Here is a 22,956-nt window from a genome sequence, read left to right as displayed (position 1 = left end):
CGTGACCAGCAGAGATGTCGAACGACGTGTGCAGACACCGGATGCCCCGGCGCGGCGGGCCGGGCCGTTGCCGCTGATGGTGCTCGGCGAGATCCGCACCTGCTTGCTGCCGCATTCGGTGACGCTGGACGGCCAGGCCACCGAGGAACTGCTGGCACTGGTGCCCGGCGCCACGGTGCGCCGCCGGGAACGCCCGTGCGCCCTGGCCTTTTCGCCGCGCAAGGCGGTCGGCGTCGACTGCCATCTGGGTTGGGGTTCGACGGCTGAGGCTCGGGTGGTGGGTACGGTCGCCTCGTCGGTCATTCTGGTGGGCGGCCGGGTGGCGCAGATGTCCGCGCACACCGTCGTGGTGCGGGCGCAGCAGAAGCAGCGGCGGCCCTGGTCGCATTACATCAGCCGAGTCGGAGTGACCGAGGTGATCGGCGCGCTCCCCGATCGAGCGATCGCCGACGAGGAACTGATCGCCGGCTACCTCTCGGTGCCGAGCCCCACGACCCTCGACCTCGGTTCGATCTGTGCCCGCCAGCTCGAAGACATACGCAGATCGCCGCTACTGGACCAGAATCCGCCCCTGCTCGCGCCCATCACGCGGTTGCGCTGGTCGGCGCAGATCGGCGGGACCTCGGGGCCGGCGGTCTCGTTCCGCCTCGACGACGATCTGAACCGGACTGCGCACGTCATCGTGCGGAGGGCCGAGGAAATCCCCGACGCGGTGCGGTTCTGCCAGGATGTCGCGGTACACGACTGGTTGCTGACGGTGATCGACGCCAAAGTTCGCGCGGCGGAGGGGTTCGTCGACGGGCGACAGGTCGATCTGCTCGCCCCCGTGCTCGAACACCTGACGCACCTGTGGATGCCAGGCGCACACGTCGCCGATCTCATGCGGTCTCCGTGGCGGGATCTGCAATCCAAGGCCAACTTCTCCAAACAGTGGACGACCCGGGTCGAGCAGGTACACAACCGGATCGAGGTGGCTACCTACTACGCCACCCGAGGCGACCACTTGACCGGCGAGTACTGAGGCCGCTACTGCCGGAACCACCGCCGCACCAGCAACGCGAAGAACACCGACATCGAGACCGCGCCGAGCCAGGTTTCGGCCGCGAACAGGATTCGCGCCGGTGCCGCCATGCCCTCAGTGTTGGCCGGACCGAGCGGACCCAGGAAAGTGGTCGTCCCGAGATACACCACCTCCGTCCACGATTTGCTGCCCGCCCAGACCAGGGCGAGCACCGTGCATACCAGGATCTGCACGGCCACCCAGCCCAGCAGCCAGAACGGCCGGTAACCGTAGCCGCACAACAGATCCGACGTCGCACTCAGCGCTCTACGCCAGCCGCGCGGGGTAGCTTGCCGCCGCGCTCGGGCCAAGGCCAGCCCACAGCGATCCTCGGCTTGGACGTCCTCGGTGAGATGGTGCAGCGCGACAGTCCGGCGCCAGGCCAGCACCGCGTGTGCGAGCAGCCCGTAACGGGTCAGCTCGCCGGCCAAAGTCTGATACTTCGCGGCGAGCAGCGTGTTCTGGGTTTGGCTCAAACGCAGGGGCCCGCGGAATTCGACCTCGGCGGCCATCAACCCGGCCAGCAGCGGCGCCCGCCACGCTTCCTCACCCGGCTTTACCTTCGCGGCCTTGTCATACAGAGTGCCGAACATCAACTGGTTGCCGCGCCTGCCCAAAGCGAGCAGGATCGGCCGATCGATCAGCACCTCGACATGGGCTGCCAGCTCCCGTAACGCGTCGGTTTCCCCGTGCTCCGGATCGTCGAGTTTCTCGGTGTACCGGAGCGCGCGATCCCCGATGTCATCGATGAACGAATTCAGCCGCCATGATTGCGCATCAGCCCCCGGCATGCAGTTACTCCCCTGTGGCGCACTGGTATTCAGGGTCCAGCGTAACCGTTTTCGTGGCCGTCCACGGGCAGCTCCGCAGCCCGGTCGCGCAGCGTGAAGATCAGCACGTCGCGAGGTTCGTTGTCGCCGAAATATCGTTCGTCGTGTTCGTGGAACTGGAACCCGAAGTTCTTGAACAGGTGATAGGCGTGCTCGTTCTTCGGATCGACGGTCAGTCGTACCTCGTCGACGTCCGGCTTCTCCTGGCACAGTTCGACACTGCGGCGCAGCAACCTTTCCCCGTGCCCGCGGCCACGCCGATCCGGCGAGACAGCCAAGCTGATCAGCCACGCCCGCTTGCCCTCGCCGATGGTCAAGGCGTACCCGACCACCTTCTCCTCACCGTTCTCATCGGTTTCGACAGCGACGACGCTGCGTTCGCTGTGTGCCTCCAGCAGCTGCTTGAGCACGAAGAACGGGTATCGGCTATCACGGAAAGCCTGTCCATCGATCATCGCGATGTCAGGCAGATCCTTCGGTGTCGGCTCCCGATAGACCCCTGACATCCCCGCCGATTGAACGTCCCCCGCGGTGGTGGTCATCTGCTCCCTTGCGTCCGGTACACAAGTCTTCTGAGGTCCAGCCTACGGCGTGACACCTAAACCGGTCGCAGTGTACTCAGCTTTTTCTCAGCGGCATCCGCCAGGTAACGCCGCGCGTGTCGGACGCCGTCCTCTTGCGTGGTACCTTCGGCACATCAGCGCTGTCGGGGTCGTTTCGGCCGGTGTTCCGTGCGACCTCCGACAAGGTACGGAGGAACCGCAGCGTGAGAATCCAGCCAAGACAACAGATTCTGGACATCTGGCGCGCCATGATGGCCACGTGCTGGGATGGTCGTCAGTGGAGTTGGGACGGGATCGTCGACCGCAACTCGATCAGCGACACCGAACAGCTGTTGTGCCTGCTCTATCCAGCAACCGAGATCGACAACTTCGCGCTGGACAATCCCGGCCGGATAGAGGGCGACGTCAGGGTGGCGCTGGAGCCACTCGGTTACGACGAACCGATTCCGAGCGCAATCGTGTCGTTGCTGGAGAATTACCTCCGCAATAACACTCGCGACGACGGGCAGCCCGACTTCTCGGCTGGCTCGTACCTCGAATCCGCTGATCCAGAACGAGAACCGACCAAGGTGCAGCGCACCATCGAGGTCGTCGACGCCTATTCGATGTCACTGACACTGTGCTCAGCCGGACTGCGATTCCTCCGGGCCTACGACGCCGCAGCGAAATCGACGAGCACCAAACGACGGATCGAGACCCTCGCCGCAGGGCTCAGCGCTCGGCTTACCGCAGCGATGGCCGGATTGATTCGTAGCTTCACCGTCACGGCGGTCGCGCCGAAATCCCCTGAGGGACAGGCGATGATCGGCATGCTGAACCAGACCGGGCGGCCGGAGAGGATGGTGGTCGCAGACTTCACGCGCACCATGGACCGGGTACGTGCCCGTCTGCGTAGCGGCGTGGACATCGGGCTCGACGATGCCACCAGGGACGCTTTGGACGATGAACACATGCTCTTCGAATGCGGTTGGAGCTGGGGAATCATCCGTGGTGCGGCGCCTGTCGCATTCATCGAAGACGCAATCGCCCAGGAGCCCGGGATCGCGAATCCGCGGCCTTCTCTGTACTTCACGATGACTGCGCTCGACGGTATCAACGACCTGCTTTCCCCACGCGCCGGCGAGCTTGCGCTGCTCGACGAAAAACAACACCTGCTTGCTCAGGCACTTCGAACCCGCTGGGAGCTGGCTCAACGCTACTGGTCGACGATCGCACGTTTCGGATCGGGTTCCTGGCCATTGGAAGACATTCCGTGGCGCACCGCCGACGGCGAGCAGTCCGATTACTTCAGTCTCCTCGTCTCGGCTGTCCTCGTTCAGGATCTGGTCGCGCGCACAGCTTCCGACGACGACTTGACCAGAGCTGTGACCATCTTCGATGAGTTGGCCGCCCGTGGCCGGATTATCCGTAGGCCACTACGTGGTGATCCCGCCGTTGCCCTGCATACTCCTGGTGTCCGCCTGCCGCTGAAAGGCTCCGAGGCGATCGACCACGGCCCAGAATTGGAGTGGGTGGCATCCGATTTCTCGGCGGTACTGCTGAAGCGCGTACTCCAGGTGGCAGGTTTGTCGAACAACGTCGCCACTCGCGACAAGCTGATGGAACTGGCCAAGTTCACCATGGATCATGTGGTTGCGCGCAGCATCTGTTCCGGTGCGGCCAAGGGGCTTTGGGATGATCTCGCCGGAGTTTTCGGTCCGGCCGAAGCGGAGCGTGAAACCAGACCCTCGTGGTACATGACGGCACGGATCGTCGAGTGCCTGGTTGCCGCTGAACGGACATACCGCAGCTCGCTTCCGAACTGGCCTGAGCTGCAATCGCTGGCACTGACACTGCTGAACACCGCAGAGCACCGATACAACCAGGAGATGCTCAACGAGAGCGCCGACACTATGGCGTACCCACTCGAACACGTGGAGGAGCGTATCGACCAGGCCCGGAAACAGATTCGCGACGATGCCGCAGCCACGGTCGTTCACGCCCTGGAGGCGCTACGGGAGCTGGAAAAATTCGCCACCGCCCGCCGCGACGCCGCGAGGAGTGTCTGAGCACATGATCGTGTTCGCGACCTCCGACAAGGGAGGCACCGGCCGCACGGTGACCAGCTGCAATATCGCATATCGGCTTTCGCTGAAAGGACTGCGCGTCGCGTACCTCGACTTCGATTTCGGGTCACCGACGGCCGGCGCCATACTCGAAATCGGCGAAGTAGAGCGGGGTATCGCCAACAATCAGGGATTGCATTCCTATCTGCTGGGTGAGGCCACGAGCGCAGCGCGGCTCGATGTCCGGGCCGCGACCGATCGTCCAGAGATGCGGAAGAGTCGCGCGCAGGTCGGAGACTTCGTGTTGTTTCCTGGAGACCGGGGCGGCGCGGAGCTGAAAGTAGCTGATGCTGATGTGGTGAATCGGTGTGTCCAGTTGCTTTTGGAGGTCGAGCACAAATTCGACGTCTGCATAGTCGATCTGAGCGCCGGACGATCGATGGCGATGGAGTTGGTGTTGCGGGCTACCGCGCAGCCACAGTTACTTGCCTGCACGGTGCGTTGGCTGGTCTTCTATCGCTGGACCCGGCAGCACATCCTCGCCGCTCACGGGCTGGTCCACGGCCAGTACGGGTGGCTGACGAGTGGCATGGAGGTCGGGCACGACGAAGACAGATTGCTCGACAACATCCGATATGTGCGCACGTCGGTTCCGGATCCGACCTCCAGCAACGGCGGCAGCGGCGCGCAGACCGTGTGGCTGCTCGAGCAGGAGCGCCAGTTGAAACGACTGTCTTCCACGAAGATCGGCGCGGAGGTTCTGGGTGAAACGCCGGTGGAGCCGATGTTGCAGTGGCGAGAGCAGGTGGTCCTCGATATCGATGTTCGGAACGAGGTTGCCAGCGACTCCATCGTCGAAGCTTTCGCTCGGCTCGCCAATCAGCTGATTGATCGCAGGGCCTGGGCGAGGATCTGACCCGGAGGATTCGCGGAACATGTTCCATGGAAAGGGGTTGCGAACCGCGTGGAAAACATTGCTGGCTACGTCGAGCCGACTGAGCGCCCGCGTATCGCCGAAGTGCCACTGTCGCACGTATCGATCGAGGTGGGGCACTTCTTCATGGCTGATCTGGCCGGTGGCGCCGATCGGATTCGAGCCCAATTCCGCCAGGTTTCGAGAATCGTCGAAGCACAAATCGCGATCGCCAAGGCCGAATACGGTCCAGCTGCCCGCGTTAGTACCTGCTTCCTGGCTGATGACTACTTCCGGCTCAGGGGTCGAGGACTCCAAGAGCGAACCCGCCCGAGTGTGATCATTCCCGAGTTGCTCGCCGCGGCGGACGAATTCGGGCTCACTATTGCCTATCTCGCACGTGAGGCCGGCTGCTGGGAAGTGCCTGCTACCGAATCGCGCCCGGTACGAATCCAACTGGCTGAGATGGTGCGCAAGCGGATCGTGCACGAACCACTGCCCGGTATGAATGGTCGCCGTCCGCCGGCTGTGGAGTCCGGATGGTTGTGTAATGGAAGACGCGAATCCGATCACCTGTCGGGGCAGGCAATGCACAGTCTGGATTATCGGCCACCGGAGGAACTCGGTCGTCGTGAACATTCCATCTTCCTCGATGTGGAGATGTGGAGTAAACGGCCACCGAAGAGCGGAACCACGCCGACCGGCGACGAGATCAAGTGGTCGTGTCCCTATCTGGCCGCGATCTGGCAGCTGCTTCGGCTGGGAATGCTGCGCTATCAAGGCGAGCCGGTCGTCGCGCCGTTCTGTTGGCAGCCAGACTTGGTGCGGCCGATCCACTCGGGCGGAGCCACGCCCATGGTTCAGAATTGGCCGGCCGAGTGGGAGGACTGGTGGGATATGCCCGCTGTGGTCCAGCTCAACCCGAAAGCCAAACCATTCGCGGCTTATCACTCGTTCTCGGTGCTGCCGCAGCGGCACTTGCGTATCGAGGATGCGGTGCGGTTGATCGTCGAGCATGTCAGGCTCGACGACGCCGTTGTCGATCGGATCGTCGAGCGTGGCCGGAGCGAGGGGGTGGACATCCCGCGTGTGGTGACCGATCGGATGACCCACTTCATAGTGAGCGGATTCTGAGGTGCCACGGCCGTGGGTTCCGATGGTCCGCCCGATCTCTGTCGACCGGTCGAGCCCGACGGCGCGAGAGCAGCGTCGTGCCAGACAAGTTCGGTTGCTCGCCCGCAGTGCAGGCCGGCAGCCACGCACCCCGCCCCCCGAGGGATCGCTCATCGAGTTCGGCGAGGTTGTCACCTGCATTCTGCCGAACTCCGCGGCAATGCATCGTGATTCGCTCACCGACTTGCTCGGGCTGATGTCCGATGCCGGAGTCGCTTGGCGGGAACGGCCGATCCCACGTGCGACTTCTGCGGATGTCACCGAAGGAGTGGACTGCCAGCTGGCAACCGTGCGACAAGCGGGGATGCGAGCCATCGGTACGGTGGCGCTTCGTGCGATCGTCTACGGCGGGCGGGTGCTGCAGAGCTCCGCGCAAACCCGCGTGGTCCGAGCCGAGAGCGACAAACGGCGCCCCTGGGTCCACTACATGGACCGGCACGGGGTGCTCGAGGTGGTTTCCAAGACGACCACGACGACACCGGATGATCTGGTCGACGGGTTTCTGGCGAAGGAATCACTGCCCGGCGCTCTCGATATGAAAGCGATCTGCGATCGATTGCTCGGTCGGATCAGGATGAGCGAATCGCTCGATCAACGCGTTCCACTGCGGACGCGTTCCACTCGACTGCGCTGGGCGGCCCGCATCGGGCATCAGGATCGGCCGCGTCTGATGTTCCAGCTTGGTGCGGATCGGGTTCATACCGTGGTGATTTCGGTCCGCGATGAGGCTGAGCTTGCGGGAGTACCGCGGTTCTGTGAGGACCTCGGTGTGCACGATTGGCTGTTGACTCTCGGGTCCGCTGCGCTGGCCGACACCGGCCTCGAGGCCGCGGACAGCGGGCACCGCATGCGGGTGCTGGCGCCAGTGCTCACCCAGCTGGCGCATCTGTGGATGCCGGGTGCGCACGCTCCGGTAGATCTGCGTGACCTGTGGGATGGGCTGCAAGAGAACCCTGGGTTTACCCGGGAGTGGCAGGCGATATCCGACCAACTGCGTGACCGGATGTCCCTGGCATTGTTCGAGAGCCTCCGGGGCAACATGATCGGACCGGCGTAGCCGGCGGGTTATCAGAGCCGGAACCAGCGGCGCACCAGCAAGGCGAAGAACACGGAGACCAGGACGATTCCGGTGTAGGACTCGACAATCAGCAGGACACGGCCAGTGGTATTGACGCCCTCGAGGTCGTCGGAACCCACCGGGTTGAGCAGGTTGACCAGGGTCATGTGCACCGCGGTGCTGACCGGCAGCGCCGTCACCGACTGCAGCGCCAGGGAAAACGCCACCAGCAGCACGACCATCCACCCGAGCAGTCGGAACGGCCGGAACCCATAGCCGCACAACCAATCGGATAGATAGCCCGGCGTTCGATGCCACTTCGGGAATACGGTGTGCCGCCGGGCCCTGGCCAAGGCTAATCCACACCGGTCTTGTCCTGCGAAGTCTTCGTTGAGCCGGTGCAGTTCGGTGCCGCGCAGGAATGCCAGAGCAGCATGGGCGGCCAACCCCCTCGCGCGCAGCCCATGGCCGAGCGACTCGTAGACGCCGGCCAGCCGGGCGCTTTGCGTACGGCTCAATCGACGTGGGCCACGAAGTTCGACCTCAGCTGCGAACAGAGCGCTCAGCTGCGGCTTCAATCCTTCGACGATCGGAAGGTCCGGTTCGGTTGGGCCGGCGAGTTCTTCGTCTGCGGATTGATACAGCCGCCGGAAAACCATACGGTCGCCAACGGGCGGAATGCGTGCCCTTTCGTACTCGACGATCAGGGTCTCCACATGGGTGTTCAAGCTATCCAGCAACGACTTCTCATGGTGGTGCACCGTACCCACGCCGCCCTTCGAGAGGTACTGCGCTACCTCGGGTGCGTACGACTTCTCGGAGTATCGCTTGATCAGCTCGGTCATCGAATCTACATCTGGTGATGACTCCGCGTGTTCATCGAAACCGATCACCGTCGCGCCCCCTGGTGCGGCCATAGTTGCAGCCCGATCCGGATGCATCCAGCCTAAAGCGCTGGCGCGAAACGGGCTTCAGAATCGCGCTGCAGGTCACCCGAGTCGGGGCGTGCCACCGGTGACCAGAGCCAGGGCCAGCGGCAACGCCGCGACAACCACGCAGGCAACGACATTCGTCCACCGGTAGGCGACCAGAATCGCGATGAACTCCCGCAGCACCGCGCTCGGCAGGTAGTAGAGAGCGGTGTGCGCGCCGGTCACTTCCGCGTCGAGTCTCAGGCGGCGCGCCAGGATCGCGGTGCGGAGGATGTGAAAGTTGCTGGTTACCAGTACCATTCTCAGGTTTCGGCCGCGCTCGCCCAAGAGTCGTTGGATGAATAGCAGGTTCTCCCGGGTCGTGGTCGATTGTTCCTCCACTCCGACGCTCTCGGTGGGGACGCCGCGGGCGATGAGGTAGTCCGCCATCGCTGACGCTTCCGACACTGCTTCATCCGAGCCTTTGCCACCACTGGCGATGATCACCGGTCGCCGGCCTTGGGCGGCTTCCTCGTTGTAGATCTGGATCGCCCGGTCCAAACGAGCTGCGAGCAAAGGGGATACCCGCGCGCCGACCAGCCCGGAGCCGTGTACGACGATCGCGTCCATGCCCGGCTGGTAGGGCAGGCGACCGTAGAGCAGCGAGTACAGGACGAAGCCGGCGAAGACGAATCCGAAGTAGCCGATCACTACGAAGAGCATCGCCAGCACTACCGACCAGATGCTGCCGGTGGCGATCGCGACCCCGAGCAGCAAAAAGGGCACCAGCATGACGACACCGGGCCCGATCGACAGGAGGTTCGCCAGCCGCGCACCCTCACGGCGAGCCATCTGGACCGAGTTGGCGAGTAGCAACCCGGCCAAAATCAGTATCACCAGCGGTGATCCCACGACCAGCACACGCGTCAGCAGCAGGCCCGCGTCCACCTCGTCCCCGGACCCGATGATCCCCACGCCGGTGATCGTCAGTCCGGACAACAGGTAGATCCCATTGCTGATCCGCCGCCGGTCGAGATGGAACCGCAGCGCGAACACACCCAACAGCACCAGCCCGATCGTGAGCCAAATCACCCGGACACCCTAGACCGCGGTCGGATGGGCACGCGAAGCAGGGGAGTTGGGATCGTGATCGACGCCCGGTCCGATTGCGCGACCGTATGTCACTGGCGATATTCGAGAGCTTTCGGGTCAACGTGCTTGGTGGGGGTAGTCGAGTCAAGCGTTGGTGCGAAACAAGGTTCAGAATTGCGTGGCAGGCCTGTGTAGCGAGTAGGACAGCACGTCGCGGGGTTCGTCGGCTCCGGTGCCCGCGCTACGTCTGCTGGATCCACCGAAGTACTGGTCGTGATGTTCGAGCAGCACGAACCCGAAGCTCGTGAACAGGTTGTAGGCAGGCAGATTCCCTGGGTCGACGGCGAGCAGGACTTCGTCGGCGTCCGAAGCTTCCAGGCACGAATCCACGGTGCGCTGTAGCAGGTTCCGGCCGTGGCCCCGGCCGCGTCGATCCGGCGAGACGGCTATGCTGGCCAGCCACGCGTGCCTGTTTCCTCGCATTGTCAATGCGTAGCCAATCACTGCACTGTCGTCATCCGCTCCAGGCTCGATCGCGACCACGCAGTGCGAACTGTCTACGTCCAGCAATTGTCGTAAGACGAAGTACGGGTAGCGGTTGTCACCGAAAACGGCCGCTTCGATCATTTGGATGTCGGGAAGGTCGGCGGGCGTCGGCTCTCGGTACATGCCGCTCCTCGTGTTCGCGGACAGGTCTTTCGGTTACGAACCTTCCTGATACTGGCATGACGCGGCGACGTCCGCGATGAGACGCGAGAAGACGGTCGGCTGGGCGAGGGGAAGGTAATGGCCGGACCGTGGGATGACGAGTAGGCGGCCCTGCTCGCACGCGGTCAGTGACCGTTGCTCTTCCGCGCGGAGGTGATCGCGTGCGCCGTTGATGAGCCAGGTTGGGCCGGGGTAGCGCTGGAGGTTGCGTCGTAGGTCGAAGTCACGGAGGGCGGTGATGACGTCCGGGATGGCTTCGGTGGCGATGCCGCCGTTCTTGACGTCGCTTGCTACGCGGGGTGGGAGGACCGCGTCGAAGATCCGGCCGCTGATTCGAGCGCCGCCGTCGGGCCTGCGTGACAGTGCGTGGTGCATGAGGGCGAAGGGTGTTGTGTTGGCGCGGGTGGGTGAGGTGCTGGCGCCGGCCAGCACCAGGCCCGCGGCCTTCGACGGGTCCGCGGCCGCTGCCGCGCTACTCGCGAAGCCGCCGAGGGAGTGTCCGACCAGGACCGCCCGGCCGCCGACGCGATCGATCTCGGCGTGGATGGCCTCGATCGCGGCGGGCAGTGTGAAGTGCTCGCCGCGCCTGCTTCCATGGCCTGGCAGGTCGACTGCCGTGACCGGCCGTTCCGGGCCGAGTTGTTCACGGACAGCTGACCAGCATTGCCCGCTGAGCCGGATTCCGTGCACGAGAACGATCGGGAGAACTGACATTCCACACCTCCGAATGCAACGCAACGTTGCGTTGCAATCTAGCTCGTTGGCGTTGTGTCACGCAAGGCTGCGTTGCATCGACTGGGTGCTGCCTGCCGGGCGGTAACCCCATCAGGGACTAGGGTTTTCGGCAATCGCGCGATCAGGAGGACTGGAATGCGGAACTTCTTGCGAAACACCGTCGGCGTTGTAGCCGCCGTGGGGCTGGGCTCCGGGCTGTCGCTGATCGGCTCAGGTACTGCCGCCGCCGCGCCCGAGGGGTGCGCCCTCGACCGCACACCTACCGCCGCAACCTCACGCTGTGCCGGCGGTGACGGCGTGCACCGGGCGGGTGTGCGGTGCATCGGCATCATGCCGGCGATCCTCGGGCCGGTGGTGCTGCCGGTCCCGGGGCAATGGTCGGTGCCGGGACCGACTGTCGCACCGGGAATCCCGTCGACTGCCTCGTGTGCGGGTGCGCCGATGGAGTTGGGTGTAGTGATCGACGCCTGGTCCGATTGCGGTACGCCGCATCCGCAATGGGCGCATTACATCGACTGGCGCCGCTGCTGAGCTCAGTTACTCGGGCCAGTCCGAACCCTCGATGACGTCGACGAAGTTCGGTCGCCCGTAGCCGGGGGAGAAGCGTTCCAGCACATCGGCTTTCACATTCCCGAACGTCGAGGCCGGGCGGTGCGCGATGCCGTCGGTGAACGCGGACAGAATGCGGTTCTTGAAGTCCGGGCGGGGATGGGCCGCCACCACCGCATCGCGGGCCGCTGCCGAAATGTCGTGATACCCGATGCCGAGCACATCCAGTTCGACACCCGCCGTGACGAGGGCGATCTCGGGAGCCATGCGGGCCGGAATCTCCGGAGTGGTGTGCAAAGCGATTGCCGTCCAGACGAGTTCGGCGCGATCGTCGCCGATCCCGTGTGCGTGCAGGAACTTTCGAGCCTCGTCCGCTCCATCGATCTCGAAGCGCTGTGTGGCGTCCCGGTAACGTTCGGTCAACCCGAGATCATGGAACATCGCGCCGACGTAGAGCAGTTCGGGATCGAAATCCAGGCCACGGCGTCGCCCTTGCAGCGATCCGAACAGGAACACGCGCCGGGAGTGATCGAAGATCAAGGCAGAGGCTGAGTCTTGTACCAATTCGGTGGCCTCGCGGGCCAGGGCGCTGTCGGGGATGCGGATATCGGCGATCGTTGTCATGGCTTCGAGCTTCGTCCTGGCACGCCCTCCCGGGCCATGTCCATCCGGACGGGAACCCCACAGATTCGGCCATTAGTCTGATCGGGTGAGTCGCATGATCGCGGTGGCGGTATACGAAGGCGTCCGGCTACTAGATGCCACCGCACCGATGGAAGTGTTCAGTACCGCAACGGATTTGGGCGGCGACTACGAGCTCGTCCTCTGTTCCCCGACCGGCGCACCGGTCCGCGCCTCGGCGGGTACGAGCCTCACGGTGAGCGCGTCCTATGCGGACATCCATGGTGCGCACACCGTCATCGTTCCCGGTTCGAGCCGGTTGCCGCACGCGCCCGCTCCCCGCGAACTCGTCGACGTCATACCGGCTTTCGCCGCCTCATCCCGCCGCCTGGCCTCGGTCTGCACCGGAGCGTTTGCGTTGGCCCAGGCCGGGGTCCTGGACGGCCGCCGCGCCACCACGCACTGGCGGCACACGGGTGTCCTCGCCCGCGCACACCCGAACATCACCGTCGAGCCGGACGCCCTCTACGTCCGCGACGGCACGCTCTACACCTCCGCCGGCGTCAGCGCCGGCATCGACCTGGCCCTGGCATTGGTCGAGGAGGACGAAGGCGCGGACCTGGCCCGGGAAGTGGCACGCGATCTGGTGGTATTCCTCCAACGCCCCGGCGGGCAATCTCAATTCTCGGTTGCCTCGCGACTCCCGCGCCCCCGCCACGACCCCTTGCGCGCCCTACTGGACGACATCCTCGCCGACCCCGCCGCCGACCACTCCCTACCTGCCATGGCCACCCGCGCCACGCTGAGCGTCCGCCACCTCACCCGCCTGTTCCGCGAACACCTGAACACCACACCCGCGGCGTTCGTGGAGACCGTCCGCTTGGAGGCCGCCCAATCGATGTTGGAATCTGGGGAAACCGTCACCCAGTCCGCTCGGCGATCCGGGCTGGGCAGCGACGAATCCCTGCGCCGAATCTTCCTCCGGCACTTGGGCGTAAGCCCCTCCGCCTACCGCGCCCGGTTCCGGACCAGTCTGCCGGGCGGGTGATCGCCGCGGCTACTGCGCCGTCCGATCTTGGTAGTCAGCGGGTTCGGGCGGGTCGACACCACAGGTTGCTTGGCGCCGAAGGTCAATTACTTGGCTAGCGAGGAAAGGTTGATCGGGGCTCGCTCGGCATAGGTTCTGAAATGGAACTGTCGAAAGGAACTCCGTAGCGATGACGCCGTCTTTCCCGCACGCACTGCCCGAGCCCGATTTCGAGGTCGCCATCATCGGGGCGGGATTCGGCGGGCTGGGCGCGGCCGTCGAGCTGCGCCGCGCAGGTATCGATCGGTTCGTCATCCTGGATAAGAACAGCGATATCGGCGGAACATGGCACGCGAACACCTATCCCGGTGTGGCGGTAGATATTCCGTCTGTCTATTACAGCTTCTCCTATGCGGCGCCCAGGACGTGGTCGCGATTGTTCGCGCCGGGCGCGGAGGTGAAGGCCTACGCCGATCAGATCGCGGACGAGTACTCGCTGCGTCAGCACATCCGCCTCGAAACCCACGTCACCGGCGCGACCTGGGATGACGAAACGCATCGCTGGCGGATCGAGACCGGCGGCGAATCGTTCACCGCCCGCTTCCTGATCGGCGCGGTCGGCGGACTCGAGGTGCCGCGCATGCCCGACATCGCGGGGGTGGATGAGTTCGCGGGCAAGGTGGTGCACACCGCGCGCTGGGACCACGAGTACGACTATCAGGGCAAGCGCATCGCGGTTATCGGTACCGGAGCGACCGCGCTGCAATTGATTCCGGAGCTGGCCGAGCAAGCCGCACAGCTGTCGGTGTTCCAGCGCACCCCCATCTGGGTCGTCCCCAAGGTGGATTTCCCGATCGACTGGGGTCCCAAGCAATTGCTCGACGGCGTGCCCGGCCTCCGGCGGCTGGTCCGGCTGGCGGTCATGACAACCTTCGACACGGGTGTCTCGACCGCGGGGGTCTTCTACCGGGCGACCAATCCCCTGATCGGGCTGACCGGTCGGATCATCAAGCGCTGGTACGGAACTCAGGTCACCGATCCGGCGCTGCGGGCGCGCCTGACGCCGGACTATGCGCTGGGGTGCAAACGGCCGTCGGTGTCGAACAAATATCTGCGCACCTTCACCCGGGACCACGTGTCCCTGATCACCGACCCGATTCAGAAGATCACTCCGACGGCAATCGTCACCAGCGACGGCACCGAGCACGAGGTCGACGTGCTGGTCTGCGCCACCGGTTTCAAGGTGATGGAATCGGGTGCGACGCCGCCGTTTCCGATCCGGGGCCGCGACCACGAGCTCGGTGAATTCTGGCAGGAGCACCGATTCCAGGCCTACCAGGGTGTTTCGGTCCCCGGGTTCCCCAACTTGTTCATGATCACCGGACCGTACGGCTTCGCCGCCGCGTCCTACATCGCGATGATCGAATGCACGGCCCGGCACGCCCGGCGGGTCATCATGGCCGCCCGGAACCGCGCCGCCACTCTCGCCGAGATCCGGCCGGAGCCACACGAGCGCTACTGGCGCAAGTGCCTGCGACGTCATCGCAGCGCGCTGTGGCTCAACAACGATTGTGAGTCCGCCAACACCTACTACATCAACGAACACCATGACGTAGCCGCCATCCGGCCCACCACTCACGCCGAAATGTGGTGGAGCAACAAATTCTTCCCGTTGGAGGACTACAGCTACTGGACCACGCCGCCCGGACGGACGGCATGACGAGCTCGGTCGCAGACGATCCGGGCCGGAGCGGGATCGAGGTGCGCAATCCGGCGGACGGCCGCTTTGTCGCCCAGGTGCCCGACGAATCGGCCGAACAGGTCGCCGTGAACGCGGCCGGACTGCGCCGGGCCCAGCCGCACTGGGAGGCCAGCGGCGCGCGCGAGCGCGCGAAATGGCTGTTCCGGCTGCAGGATTGGCTGCTCGATCACCACGCGGAGTTGGCCGACACGGTGCAGTCCGAAAGCGGCAAGATCCGGGCCGACGCAGAACTGGAGGTTTTCGGCGCGATCGACCTGATCAAGTACTGGGCTGGTAAGGCGGAGCGGTTCCTCGCCGACGAGCGACCCGCACCGCACAGCCCCTTCGGCCGCGCCAAACGGCTTATGCTGACCTACCGGCCGTATCCGGTGGTCGGGATCATCACGCCCTGGAACTTTCCCCTGCTCAACTTGTGCTCGGACGCCATCCCGGCGCTGCTGGCCGGCGCGGGGGTGCTGGTCAAACCCTCCGAGGTCACCCCGCTGAGCGCGCTGGAACTGGCTCGTGGCTGGTCGGACATCGGTGCGCCACCGGTGTTCTCGGTGGCCACCGGCCGCGGTGCGACCGGCCGGGCCGTGGTGGCTGTCGCCGACTATGTGCAGTTCACCGGATCCACCCGGACCGGGAGGGCGATCGCGGCGGCCTGCGCGCAAACCCTCACCCCGCACAGCCTGGAGCTGGGCGGCAAGGATCCGGCAATCGTGCTCGCCGACGCCGATATCGACCGCGCCGCGGCGGGCATCGCCCATGGTGCGCTGTTCAATTCGGGTCAGGTGTGCGTCTCGGTAGAGCGCGTGTATGTCGAAGCGCCGGTGTACGACGCATTCGTCACAGCGCTGACCGCCGCGGTCGAGGGGATGCGCATGGGCCAGGACGGGCGGGACTTCGACTACGACATCGGGGCGCTGGCCACCGCCGGCCAGCGCGATCTCGTACAACGCCATGTCACCGAGGCCGTCGCGGCGGGAGCGCGAATCACGGTGGGCGGCAATGCCACCGAGGTGGGCACGTTCTTCGAGCCGACCGTGCTGGCCGATGTCGAGCAATCCATGTCCTGTATCGCCGAGGAGACCTTCGGCCCGACCATCCCGGTCGTGCGGGTGGCCGACGAGGAGGAGGCGGTCCGGCTGGCCAACGATTCGGTCTACGGCCTCTCGGCCACTGTGTGGACCGGTGATCGTCGCCGCGGCGAGCGACTCGCCCGCCGGTTGGAGGTCGGCGCGGTCAATGTCAATGACGCCCTGGCCAATACGTTCAGTTTCGCGCTGCCGATGGGCGGCTGGAAGGACTCCGGGATCGGCGCGCGCTGGGGCGGGGCCGCCGGAATCCGGAAGTACTGCCGGCAGCAGGCGATCACGGTGCCGCGCGGCCCCGCCCTCGCGCGTGAGCCGCTGTGGTATCCGCTCACCCGGCGGCGTTTCCGGGCGATCGCCGCGCTGATGCGTGTCCTCGACGCACGCGGCTTGCGCAAACTGCCGAAACCACTCGGCGGCAGGAAGTCCGGCACGGTGTCATGAGCGACGATTTCGATTTCGACTGGCTGGTCATAGGTTCGGGGTTCGGCGGCAGTGTTTCGGCGCTGCGTCTGAGCGAGAAGGGCTATCGGGTAGCGGTTTTGGAGGCCGGCAGCCGCTTCTCCGATGCTGACTTCGCCGCCGCCGCGGGCAAACCGCACCGGTACTATTTCCTGCCCGCGCTCGGCATGCGCGGCATCTTCCGGCCCACCCTCTTCAAGGACGTGCTGATCGCGACCGGCGCGGGCGTCGGCGGCGGCTCGCTCGGCTACGCGAATACCCTCTACCGGCCCACACCCGAGTTCGCGGCGCACCCGCAGTGGGCGCATCTGGGCGACTGGAATGCCGAACTCGCTCCGCATCTGGACACCGCGGAACGCATGCTGGGTGTGGTCACCTACGACCGGGACGACACCGCCGACCTCCTGCTGAAGGAGTACGCGGACACGCACGGCTACGGCGCCACTTACGCCCGCAGCCGAGTCGGGGTGTTCCTGGGCACGCCTGGGCAGCACGAACCCGGAAAGACCGTGCCCGACCCGTATTTCGGCGGCGCTGGCCCCGATCGCGCCGCCTGTGTCCGGTGCGGTGGCTGCATGCTCGGCTGTCCGCACAATGCCAAGAACACCTTGGAAAAGAACTACCTGTGGTTCGCCGAGCAGCACGGCTGCGCGATCCTGCCCGAGCGGATGGTCACCGATATCCGGCCACTGGGCAATCCGGACGGCAGCGACGGATACACCGTCACTTCGGTCCGTTCCGGCAGCTGGCTGCGGCGTGACCGGCGGACGCTGACCGCGCGCGGGGTGATCGTGGCGGGCGGCGCGCTCGGCACCAATCGGCTGTTGTTGCGCTGCAAGCTGTCCGGTGCACTGCCGAGGCTGTCCGACCGGGTCGGCCAACTGGTGCGCACCAACAGCGAATCGATCCTCGCGGTCACCGTTCCGGATGACAGCTACGATTTCGCCACCGGTGTGGCGCTGACCTCCGGCATCAATACCGACGCGCACACCCATATCCAGCCACCGACCTACGGCGCCAAGGGCGACATGATGTCGCTGCTCACCACACTCGCGACCCCGCACGGCAGCAGACGCACCCGGCCGCTGTATTTCCTGGCCACCGCCCTGCGCCGGCCCCGGCAGCTGATACGAGCCGGCCGGATCCGGCACGCGTCGCGCCGCAGCATGCTGCTCACGACCATGCAGTCGGCCGACGACTCGATCTCGTTGCGGGTGCGGTTCCGGCTGCCGTCCGGTTATCCGGTCCTGACCACGAAACCCGATCCGCGGCACCCGATTCCGAGTTTCATCAAGGCGGGCTACGACGCCGCCGGGTGGATCGCGGACAAGACCGGCGGGGTGGTGCAGGCCGCGGTACCCGAGGCGTTGTTCTCGATACCCACCACCGCACACATCCTCGGGGGCGCGCCGATCGGCGACAGCCCGGCCACCGGCGTGATCGACGCCCGGCACCGGGTCTACGGCTACACCAACCTGCTGGTGTGCGACGGTGCGGCGATCCCGGCCAACGTGGGCGTCAATCCGAGCCTCACCATCACCGCGCTGGCCGAGCGCGCCCTGAGTTTCCTTCCGCCCAAGCCGGGATCGGCAGTGGCGCAACCGATCCGGTTCGCCGACGCCGTTACCGCACCCGATTCCGGAGAACCATCGTGACCGTCACCGCCAAAACCCTCTGCGAGGCCTTCCAGTCCACGGCCGCCGTCGCTCCCTACGCGGTGGCGCTGCGCACGGCCGACGACACCGTAGTCGTCACCTGGGGCGAATACGCCGAGCGGGTACGCCGCCTGGCCGCGGGCCTGGCGGCGCTCGGCGTCCGTCCCGGCGACACGGTCGGTTTGATGCTGACCAACCGTCCCGAATTCCATCTACTCGACACCGCGGTGCTGCACCTCGGCGCGATCCCGTTCTCGATCTACAATTCCAACCCGCCGGAGCAGATCAATCAGGTGTTCGCCAATGCGGGGAACCGGATTGTGTTGTGTGAGAAGCAATTCGTGGAGGTGCTGACCGCCGCACAGGCCGTGGAACGACTGATCTGCCTCGACAAGGTCGGTGAGCTGATGACCGTGGCCGATCTGGAAGCCCTCGGAGATCCGGATTTCGACTTCGAATCCGCCTGGCGCGCTGTCGATCCCGAGGCGCCCGCGACGATCATTTACACCTCAGGCACCACCGGCCCGCCGAAGGGAGTGGAGCTGACCCACACCAATATCCTTGCCGTGCACAAGGCTGTCGATGCCATGGCCGCGCTCGGCCCGGCCGACGAGATGATCTCCTACCTGCCCGACGCGCACGTGGCGAATCGGATGCTGTGCCACTACGCGAGCCAGATCTTCGGGGTCCGGATCGCGACGCTGGCCAACCTCCGGCAGATCGGGGACGCGCTGAAAGCGGTACGGCCCACCATCTTCCTGGGTGTACCGCAAACCTGGTACAAGCTCAAGGCCGCGATCGAAGCGGCGGTCGCCGAACAGTCAGGCGTCAAGAAGGCGCTGGCGACCTGGGCATTGGACGTCGGCCGGGAGGTAGCGCGGCAAGCTTCCGCGGGCCGGCCGCTCGCGGGCTCGCTGCGGGTGCGACATGCCCTCGCGCAACGGCTGGTGCTGGCGAAACTTCGCGGCACGCTCGGTCTGGATCGTGCCCGCCTGGCCGTCTCGGGGGCCGCCCCGATCGCACCCGAGGCGCACGAGTTCGTGCTCGGCTTGGGCTTGCCGGTGCTGGAGACCTGGGGCATGTCCGAATGCGCGGCCGTCGCCACCTTGAATCCGCCGCACGCCTGGCGGATCGGCACCGTCGGTCCCGCCATCCCGACCTGCGAACTCGCGCTCGCCGACGACGGTGAACTGCTGATTCGCGGGCCGATGGTCATGCCGCGCTACCGCGACGCGCCCGAGCAGACCGCGTCGGCGATCGACGCCGAAGGCTGGCTGCACAGCGGCGATCTCGCCACGGTCGACCTCGACGGCTACTACCGCATCGTGGGCCGCAAGAAGGAGATCATCATCAATTCCGGGGGAAAGAACATGTCCCCGAACAATATCGAGGGCGCGCTGCGGGTGGCCTGCCCGCTGCTCGGGCAGGTGGTGGCGGTCGGCGATCGACTGCCGCACGTGACGGCGCTGCTCACCCTCGACCCCGACGCCGCGGCGGCCTACGCCGCCCGCAATGGCCTGGCTGACGCCGCTCCGGCCGCCCTCGCTGCCGATCCGGGTGTCCGCCGCGTCGTCGAAGCGGCGGTGGTACAGGCGAATGCGAGCCTCGCGCGGGTGGAGCAGATCAAGAATTTCACGATCCTGCCGGAGGTCTGGGAGCCGGGCGGCGAGCTGCTGACGCCCACCCTGAAACTCAAGCGCCAGCCGATTCTCGAGCGCTACGCCGCCGAAATCGCGCTGATGTACCCCTGAGCAACACAGATTCAGAACACCTTGTCACTACTGTCAGGAGAGTGAATTGCGCGGAATGATCCGGGCCGCCACGGTTTCGGTGCTCGGCGTGGCAACGATGGTGAGCGGCGGCCAGGCACACGCAGTGAACGCGATTGATTTCGCACCCGCGCAGTTCTTCGACACCGCTGCCGGTGCGCCGTTCTTCATCAAGGCCGCCGACCTGAATGCCGACGGCAATACCGATATCGTCACCTGCGATTCCCTCCAGGGCGGCTGGGGCGGCTTGTCGGTCCTGCTCAATCGCACCGCGTCTGGTTCGCTGAAGGCCGATTTCAGCGCTCCGTTCAATGTGGCGGGTGTTCCATTGGCCTTCGGCTGCAATGTGTCCGACGTCAATGGCGACGGTAAGCCGGATCTGATCGCCACCGATGCCTCCAAACTCGGCAACGGCGGCGTGGTGGTGCTGCTCAATCAGACCGAAAACGGCTCGGATACACCCAGTTTCGGAGCTCCGCGGCATTTCGCGGGCGGTCTGATGCCCGCGGTGGTGACACCGGCCGATATCAACAACGACGGTAAACCCGATTTGGTCGTCGGCGGAGTCGCCAACGCGTTCATCGGCACTACTCAGGTGCTGCTGAACACCACCGGTTCCGGCTCGGACACACCGACTTTCAGCGGGCCGTTCTTCTTCAACGGTGGCCTCACCACCGAGGGCATCGCCGCGGGCGACATCAACGGCGACGGCAAGGTCGATCTCGCGATCGGTGAGACCAGCTCCAACACCGTCACCTTCCTGATGAACTTCACTCCGGACGGCGCGCCGACGCCGGATCTGCGCCCGACCACCTACCTGTTCCCGTTCTCCACCTGGGTCGGCCTGTCGGATATGAACGCCGACGGCAGACCGGACCTCATGTCCGACGTCGGCATCCTCGGCAATCCGCTGGTCGGCATGTTCTCCTCGGTGAACCGCACACCCGCTGGATCTCCGAACCCGGCCTTCGCGACCCTGATCGACGGCGCCCAGGCGCATCAGGCGGGCGGGTGGGCCACCGAGAACACCGCCGTCGCGGATTTCGACGGCGACGGCGTCCCGGACGCCATCCTCACCAGCCCGTATCCGAACATCCGCAACGAGCTGAGCTTCCTGCGCAACGTCACAGCGCCGGGTGCGCCGGCGATTTCCTTCGAAGCGCCGGTCCTCATCGGTGACGGTGGCTGGGCCCCGAACTCCCTCGACACCGCCGATTTCAATGCCGACGGTAAGCCCGATGTGGTGTCCGGCGGCTTCCTGTCGCTGACCGGTCGCCAGTCATTGTCGGTGTTGCTCAACATCACTCGCTGAACGCGCCGCCCAGGGGCAGGGCCGGCATGCCGCAACGCATGCCGGCCCTCGTTCGTATCGAGTGGTTATTTCAAGGGCAGCGCGCCGTCCATGCCGCCGACGTCGGTGACCTTCCAGTCCGCGTTGCGGTCGACGGTCACGTTGTAGGTGACGGTGGTTTGCGCGCCCTCGGGGCTCTGGGCGTTGGTGGAGGTGACGTTGACGAATACGTTCACCGTGTAGGCCCCGTTCTGCTCGCGCTGCACTCGGGCCGCGATGGGGGTGCCGCTCGAGGTCCACTTCAGCGGGACGAGCAGGTCCTGAAGCTTCGGTGCGCTGGCATCGAATTTGGTGGCCAGGGCGGGAGCGGTGTTGGCCTTGAGCCGGATCACCCAGGCGCCGAAGTCGGCGAAGTCGACCTTGGACGCGCCGACCGCGTAGTCGGTGGCGACCTGTTCGGCGTGCGCCTGATCCGCGGCGGCGGCGGTGCGGTCGGCGAGCTCGTTACGGGCGGAGAGGAGATAGCCGCCCAGCAGGACCGACACGACGACCGGTACCGCTACGGCGCCGGACCAGGCCAGCGTGGTTACCGGGACGGCTACCGACCGGTTCGCTCGAGGCCCAGCGGATTCCGAAGCCGCTGTGTCAGTCACGTTGTCCTCGTCGAGGTCGGCGGTCATGGGTCCTCCTGAGGTTGGTTACTTCACGGCGATCTGCAGGTGCAGCGTGCCGTCGTCGGTGGTGGCGTGCAGTGCCTGAGAAATCAGGCTGCCCAGGTCCAGTTGTCCGACCAGCGGCGGTCCCTGCGCGAGCAGCGGCGCGAGCATCGGCCACAGGGGCGCGAATTCCGGACCCATCACGTCCAGGCGTGCGGTGGTCTCGCGCAGGAACGGCACCAAGCCAATGGTCTGACCGTTGTTCTCCAGGAACGAATCGGGTGCGTCGCCTTCGCGAATGACCCGGGCGATCGAGTCCGCCACCTCCGCGACCCGAGGGCCGAAAGCGGCCCACGGCCCGGACGCGCCGCGCAGCGCCGGTCCGGTCCACTCCATGTCGGTGGCCCGGGACTGCATGGACAGCAACATGTCCCGGATGACGTCGGTGCGGGCGAGCAGGGTCGCCGCCAGCAGGTCGGTGGACCGTGATAGCCGCGGTATCACGGTTTCCGTGCCGGACATGGCCGTGCTGAAGGTATCCACGATGGAGGCCAGCGCCTCCGGATTCAGTTGCCGCAGCAGTTCGGTGCTGGTGCGGGCGACATCCGGAATGGACCTGGGCGTGCGGACCTTGTCCGCTGCCACCGTCTGCCCGTCGCGCAGGTACGGTCCGTCCGCGGTTTCCGGCCGGAAATCCACCGACGCCTCACCGAGTCCGGACAGGCCCTCGATCCGGATTTTGCTGGCCAGCGGAATTCGGTAGTCGCCGTCGACCCGGAAGCGCACCTCGACCCCGGCGGGCACGTGCCGCACCGTGCGCACCTGCCCGACCTGTACTCCCGACAGCAGTACCTTCGAGCGTGGCAGTAGCCCACCGGATTCCGGCACCGTCATGGTGGCCTCGATCTGCTCGTCGAGCCAATCCACCCGCGCCACACCGAAAGTGAGGTATGCGCTGCCGATCACCAGGATCGCGAGGATACTCGCCACCGACGCGAGCGAAC

General features: G+C 65.6%; 21 protein-coding genes. 12 read left to right on the top strand and 9 right to left on the bottom strand.

The features are described 5' to 3' along the window. Nucleotide 1 precedes the first annotated feature (1 nt). Entirely contained in the window at nt 2–1,021 is a 1,020-nt protein-coding gene (locus AB0M14_RS08480; protein ID WP_364990514.1) for an SCO2521 family protein, read from the top strand. Nucleotides 1,022–1,026: 5 nt separating this feature from the next. On the opposite strand, the gene AB0M14_RS08475 is transcribed toward AB0M14_RS08480, so the two are convergent. Together AB0M14_RS08475 and AB0M14_RS08470 are read right to left on the bottom strand one after the other, a co-directional pair. Beyond that, nucleotides 1,027–1,851 (bottom strand): hypothetical protein, encoded by an 825-nt coding sequence (locus AB0M14_RS08475; RefSeq protein WP_364990511.1) that lies wholly within the window; start codon nt 1,849–1,851, stop codon nt 1,027–1,029. Between the two features lie 29 nt (nt 1,852–1,880). After that, nucleotides 1,881–2,432, bottom strand: a complete 552-nt coding sequence (locus AB0M14_RS08470; protein ID WP_364990509.1) for an N-acetyltransferase — start codon at nt 2,430–2,432, stop codon at nt 1,881–1,883. 224 nt (nt 2,433–2,656) lie between these two features. Here AB0M14_RS08470 and AB0M14_RS08465 point away from each other — a divergent pair, with 224 nt between their 5' ends. Genes AB0M14_RS08465 through AB0M14_RS08450 form a run of 4 tightly spaced genes read left to right on the top strand, consistent with a single transcriptional unit; the run spans nt 2,657 to nt 7,641 of the window. Next, nucleotides 2,657–4,501: an SCO2524 family protein gene (locus AB0M14_RS08465; RefSeq protein WP_364990506.1), complete on the top strand. Its 1,845-nt coding sequence runs from the start codon at nt 2,657–2,659 to the stop codon at nt 4,499–4,501. Between the two features lie 4 nt (nt 4,502–4,505). Continuing rightward, entirely contained in the window at nt 4,506–5,414 is a 909-nt protein-coding gene (locus tag AB0M14_RS08460) for an SCO2523 family variant P-loop protein (RefSeq protein WP_364990503.1), read from the top strand. A gap of 48 nt (nt 5,415–5,462) precedes the next feature. Continuing rightward, complete coding sequence (locus AB0M14_RS08455; protein WP_364990500.1) at nt 5,463–6,545, top strand: SCO2522 family protein; 1,083 nt, start codon at nt 5,463–5,465, stop codon at nt 6,543–6,545. Nucleotides 6,546–6,567: 22 nt separating this feature from the next. Continuing rightward, nucleotides 6,568–7,641 carry an SCO2521 family protein gene (locus tag AB0M14_RS08450; protein ID WP_364991418.1) on the top strand — a complete coding sequence of 358 codons (1,074 nt, stop codon included), beginning with the start codon at nt 6,568–6,570 and terminating at the stop codon, nt 7,639–7,641. 11 nt (nt 7,642–7,652) lie between these two features. Here the strand turns inward: AB0M14_RS08450 and AB0M14_RS08445 are convergent, their stop codons facing one another. The 4 genes from AB0M14_RS08445 to AB0M14_RS08430 all read right to left on the bottom strand — a co-directional run bounded on the left by AB0M14_RS08445 (nt 7,653) and on the right by AB0M14_RS08430 (nt 11,066). Beyond that, the gene (locus tag AB0M14_RS08445; protein WP_364990498.1) at nt 7,653–8,486 is read right to left on the bottom strand and encodes a hypothetical protein; all 834 of its coding nucleotides are present in this window, start codon (nt 8,484–8,486) and stop codon (nt 7,653–7,655) included. Between the two features lie 144 nt (nt 8,487–8,630). Continuing rightward, nucleotides 8,631–9,644, bottom strand: a complete 1,014-nt coding sequence (locus AB0M14_RS08440) for a YdcF family protein (protein ID WP_364990495.1) — start codon at nt 9,642–9,644, stop codon at nt 8,631–8,633. A 168-nt stretch (nt 9,645–9,812) separates the two neighbouring features. After that, nucleotides 9,813–10,271, bottom strand: coding sequence for a GNAT family N-acetyltransferase (locus AB0M14_RS08435; RefSeq protein WP_364990492.1), 459 nt, complete (start codon nt 10,269–10,271; stop codon nt 9,813–9,815). 75 nt (nt 10,272–10,346) lie between these two features. Continuing rightward, nucleotides 10,347–11,066, bottom strand: a complete 720-nt coding sequence (locus AB0M14_RS08430; RefSeq protein WP_364990490.1) for an alpha/beta hydrolase — start codon at nt 11,064–11,066, stop codon at nt 10,347–10,349. Between the two features lie 156 nt (nt 11,067–11,222). Here AB0M14_RS08430 and AB0M14_RS08425 point away from each other — a divergent pair, with 156 nt between their 5' ends. Continuing rightward, nucleotides 11,223–11,618, top strand: coding sequence for a hypothetical protein (locus tag AB0M14_RS08425; RefSeq protein ID WP_364990487.1), 396 nt, complete (start codon nt 11,223–11,225; stop codon nt 11,616–11,618). 6 nt (nt 11,619–11,624) lie between these two features. Here the strand turns inward: AB0M14_RS08425 and AB0M14_RS08420 are convergent, their stop codons facing one another. Then, nucleotides 11,625–12,260, bottom strand: a complete 636-nt coding sequence (locus AB0M14_RS08420; RefSeq protein WP_364990484.1) for an HD domain-containing protein — start codon at nt 12,258–12,260, stop codon at nt 11,625–11,627. A 94-nt stretch (nt 12,261–12,354) separates the two neighbouring features. Between AB0M14_RS08420 and AB0M14_RS08415 the strand changes: the two genes are divergently transcribed. The 6 genes from AB0M14_RS08415 (at nt 12,355) to AB0M14_RS08390 (ending at nt 21,317) form a co-directional block, all read left to right on the top strand. After that, entirely contained in the window at nt 12,355–13,305 is a 951-nt protein-coding gene (locus AB0M14_RS08415; protein ID WP_364991415.1) for a GlxA family transcriptional regulator, read from the top strand. A 169-nt stretch (nt 13,306–13,474) separates the two neighbouring features. Next, nucleotides 13,475–15,004 carry an NAD(P)/FAD-dependent oxidoreductase gene (locus AB0M14_RS08410; protein WP_364990481.1) on the top strand — a complete coding sequence of 510 codons (1,530 nt, stop codon included), beginning with the start codon at nt 13,475–13,477 and terminating at the stop codon, nt 15,002–15,004. Beyond that, nucleotides 15,001–16,563 (top strand): aldehyde dehydrogenase family protein, encoded by a 1,563-nt coding sequence (locus tag AB0M14_RS08405; protein ID WP_364990479.1) that lies wholly within the window; start codon nt 15,001–15,003, stop codon nt 16,561–16,563. Before AB0M14_RS08410 ends, AB0M14_RS08405 begins: the two co-directional genes overlap by 4 nt. Then, nucleotides 16,560–18,236 (top strand): GMC family oxidoreductase, encoded by a 1,677-nt coding sequence (locus AB0M14_RS08400; RefSeq protein WP_364990476.1) that lies wholly within the window; start codon nt 16,560–16,562, stop codon nt 18,234–18,236. The genes AB0M14_RS08405 and AB0M14_RS08400 overlap by 4 nt, the downstream gene beginning before the upstream one ends. Further along, the gene (locus AB0M14_RS08395; protein WP_364990473.1) at nt 18,233–19,987 is read left to right on the top strand and encodes a long-chain fatty acid--CoA ligase; all 1,755 of its coding nucleotides are present in this window, start codon (nt 18,233–18,235) and stop codon (nt 19,985–19,987) included. The genes AB0M14_RS08400 and AB0M14_RS08395 overlap by 4 nt, the downstream gene beginning before the upstream one ends. A 55-nt stretch (nt 19,988–20,042) precedes the next feature. Then, the gene (locus tag AB0M14_RS08390; RefSeq protein ID WP_364991412.1) at nt 20,043–21,317 is read left to right on the top strand and encodes a VCBS repeat-containing protein; all 1,275 of its coding nucleotides are present in this window, start codon (nt 20,043–20,045) and stop codon (nt 21,315–21,317) included. A gap of 65 nt (nt 21,318–21,382) precedes the next feature. Here the strand turns inward: AB0M14_RS08390 and AB0M14_RS08385 are convergent, their stop codons facing one another. Both AB0M14_RS08385 and AB0M14_RS08380 read right to left on the bottom strand, forming a co-directional pair. Continuing rightward, the gene (locus AB0M14_RS08385; RefSeq protein WP_364990470.1) at nt 21,383–21,976 is read right to left on the bottom strand and encodes a hypothetical protein; all 594 of its coding nucleotides are present in this window, start codon (nt 21,974–21,976) and stop codon (nt 21,383–21,385) included. 18 nt (nt 21,977–21,994) lie between these two features. Further along, nucleotides 21,995–22,942, bottom strand: a complete 948-nt coding sequence (locus AB0M14_RS08380; RefSeq protein WP_364990466.1) for an MlaD family protein — start codon at nt 22,940–22,942, stop codon at nt 21,995–21,997. Nucleotides 22,943–22,956: the final 14 nt, after the last annotated feature.

This window comes from Nocardia sp. NPDC051832 (genome assembly GCF_040681285.1).
Classification (GTDB): domain Bacteria; phylum Actinomycetota; class Actinomycetes; order Mycobacteriales; family Mycobacteriaceae; genus Nocardia.
This window is presented reverse-complemented; position numbering and strand designations above follow the sequence as displayed.